The sequence below is a fragment of the uncultured Campylobacter sp. genome (genome assembly GCF_938045775.1).
Lineage (GTDB): Bacteria > Campylobacterota > Campylobacteria > Campylobacterales > Campylobacteraceae > Campylobacter_B.
The window spans coordinates 1-3056 of sequence record NZ_CALIBH010000208.1; the positions used below are offsets into that span (position 1 = coordinate 1).

Sequence of the window (3056 nt, forward strand, 5' to 3'; positions counted from 1 at the left end):
CAATGCCATCAAAACCAAACATACCTTTTATTACTTTAATGGCATCATCCCAGTGTTTTGCTCTAAAAAACACCCAGGTAATATTTACGAAGTTAAAGGTTATAAACCAAGCTAGAACTTTATTCATTCTAAAGCCTAAATTATGCCAAAATCTATGAATCATGAGTGCTAATCCGTGTAAAAACCCCCAAAATATAAAAGTCCAGCCTGCCCCATGCCAAATGCCGCCTATTATAAAGGTGAGCATTAAATTTAAATATGTCCTCGCCCTGCCCTTGCGGTTACCTCCCAGCGGTATATAAACATAGTCTCGTAAAAACCTACTTAACGTAATATGCCATCTGCGCCAGAAGTCTTGTATGTCGCTAGCCTTATACGGCGAATTAAAATTTATCGGAAGTTTGATATTAAAAAGAAGTGCTGCTCCTATTGCCATATCGCAATACCCGCTAAAATCGAAATAAAGCTGAAAGGTATATGAGAGACTAGTTGCCCATGCTTCAATAAACGGCAATATCTCGGCTCTATCAAAACCATTAGTGGCCCAAACTGCAAATGAGTCTGCGATTATAACTTTCTTAAATAACCCCAAAGAAAATATAAAAAGTCCAAGAGCAATATTTTTATAATTTAGTACTTTATTTTTGAGATTGTCAAACTGTGGCATAATCTCTTTATGATGAACGATTGGACCCGCTATGAGCTGTGGAAAAAATGTAACAAAGAGGCAATAATTTAAAAAATTATATTCTTTAGTACCTCCTCCGTTATACGAATCTACAAGATATGCGATTTGTTGAAATGTAAAAAATGAAATTGCAAGTGGAAGGAGCAAATTTAAATTGTGGATATGTAGATTGAAGATAAAATTTAAATTATCAATTAAAAAGTCCGAATATTTAAAATATCCAAGTAACGCTAAATTTACAGCTATTGCGACGATCAAGAGCGCCTTTTTTGAAATTCTTGCGCTGTTTTTATTTAGTTCTACTCCAAAGCAATAATTAAATATCATTGAAGTCAAAATTATAGGTAGATATGCAATATTCCACCAACCATAAAAAAATAATGATGAAGCGACTAAAAATCCCTTTGACAACTCACCCAGCCGCTTTTTATTTAGAAAAAAATATATAAAAAATGTTATAGGCAAAAATACAAATATAAACTCATACGAATTAAATAACATTTACCTCTCCTATTAAAATAATTTTCCTGGTAAAAAATTCTACCTTGTTGGCAGAATTTTACTTGAATTATACTTAAAATTTGGACATAAGCTTTAAGTGTATTAGTCTTGCTTAACTTAATACTTATTCTAGCATTCAATCTATTGGCTTATCAGCGCCAGAAATTTCACTGCACCCTACTTTTTTTCATCTTCCAAAATGTCGCTTCGCACTCCGATATTATCGGCAGTAGATATTTTTTAGCTCATTTAGCGCCTTACCCAAAAATGCCACTCGTCGATGATTATATCCACATTTGTAGCATTTTTTTAAACATATTGCAAAAAAATCCTCGAGCGCGTAAGCGAATGAAATGTCTATAAAAGTCGCCTGACCGAAATCGATTGTGAGCTTTTTCCGGCATACCCGGAGACGTAGATCATCTACAATACGCGCGCTATCAGTAAAAAATATCGGTCCGATAATCTCGACAAATTTCGCATCGTCGAGATATAGAGTTTGATAGCAAATTTCTTTTTGCCTTTGCGCGAATCGGCATAATACGTTATCCATGCAAGCACTACGCCCACGCCCACGGCAAAGATGAGATCCACAAACACCGTTAGCAAAAATACGGCGATCATCACGAATGCGTCTTTTTTCGGTACGTGCGTTAAGCCTGCGCAGCATGCGATAATCTAGGATATCGACGCCTACCTTTATCAAAATCCCCGCCAGCACCGCTAGCGGCACATATGCGACTGCTCGTGCAAACACCAATACCGCCAGTAGCAAAAATACTGAGTGCGTGATCCCAGATAGTCTACCAAGCCCGCCCGCTTTTATATTTGCGACCGTTCTCATCGTAGCGCCTGCTCCCGAAATACCGCCGACAAAGCCCACGAGTGCATTACCGATACCTTGACCGATGAGCTCTTGATTTGAGGAGTGTTTGGTTTTGGTGATAGAATCCGCCACAAGCGAAGTTAGCAGCGAATCTATCGTGCCTAAAATCGCTAAAATTAACCCATATCCTACGATGGAACCAATGTGAGTTAAATTCGGTACCGGCACCGTAAAGCTAGCAAAGCCCGTAGGAATCGCGCCTATTGTAGGTGCGTCAAGGCTCATTGCATAGCAAATCGGAGTTAGGACTACTAGCGCCAAAAGCGACGTAGGCACAAGCCTTGAGAGCTTTTTGGGAGTAAGATATAAGATCGCCAGCGTCGCTGCGCTAAGACCGAGTGCTGCGGGATTTAGATGCGCGATGCTCTGAGGGATAGCGACGATCGCGTCCGTAATTTTGCCTAAGCCCTTTTGCCCTAACATCGGATTTATCTGAAGCAAAATTATGATGACGCCCACGCCGTTCATAAAGCCTGAAACGACCGAATACGGGATATATTTGATAAATTGCCTAAGCGCAAAATTCCAAAAGCGATCTGAAAGAGCCCCACCGCGGCAAATACCGCCATCACCGAGCCTATCTCAAGTGCGCCCGTATTGCTCGTAAATTTCACGACCACGGCGGCGCTTACGACCGTCATAGGTCCCGTAGGTCCTGAGATTTGCATTTTTGTGCCGCCGAAAGCCGCCGCAAAAAACCCTAACACGATCGCCCCCCCCAGATACCTGCACTAGCTCCTAGCCCGCTTGCGATACCAAACGCTAACGCCAACGGTAACGCGATAATGCCTGCAGTCAGTCCGCCCGTAATGTCGCCTTTTATATTCAAAATACTCTCCAAAAATTCAAATAAAAATATGATTATAGAGCAATCCGCCTAAATTTAGGCTTTGTAGCGCAGGGTTTTGGATGTAGAATTTGCCGCAAATTTTTTATCACGGAGCTTTTGTGAGGCAGAATTTTGCGATCTCGCGGTGCTAA

2 protein-coding genes and 1 pseudogene are annotated in these 3056 nt (G+C 40.7%); all 3 read right to left on the reverse strand.

What is annotated here, in order from left to right; genetic code table 11:
* Positions 1–1189: MBOAT family protein (locus Q0238_RS08250; protein ID WP_297944954.1), on the reverse strand; the 1189-nt coding region annotated here is incomplete at its 3' end.
* 220 nt (positions 1190–1409) lie between these two features.
* Positions 1410–2743 (reverse strand): annotated as a pseudogene (locus Q0238_RS08255) (SulP family inorganic anion transporter).
* A gap of 32 nt (positions 2744–2775) precedes the next feature.
* Entirely contained in the window at positions 2776–2904 is a 129-nt protein-coding gene (locus tag Q0238_RS08265; protein ID WP_297944959.1) for a SulP family inorganic anion transporter, read from the reverse strand.
* Positions 2905–3056 lie beyond the last annotated feature (152 nt).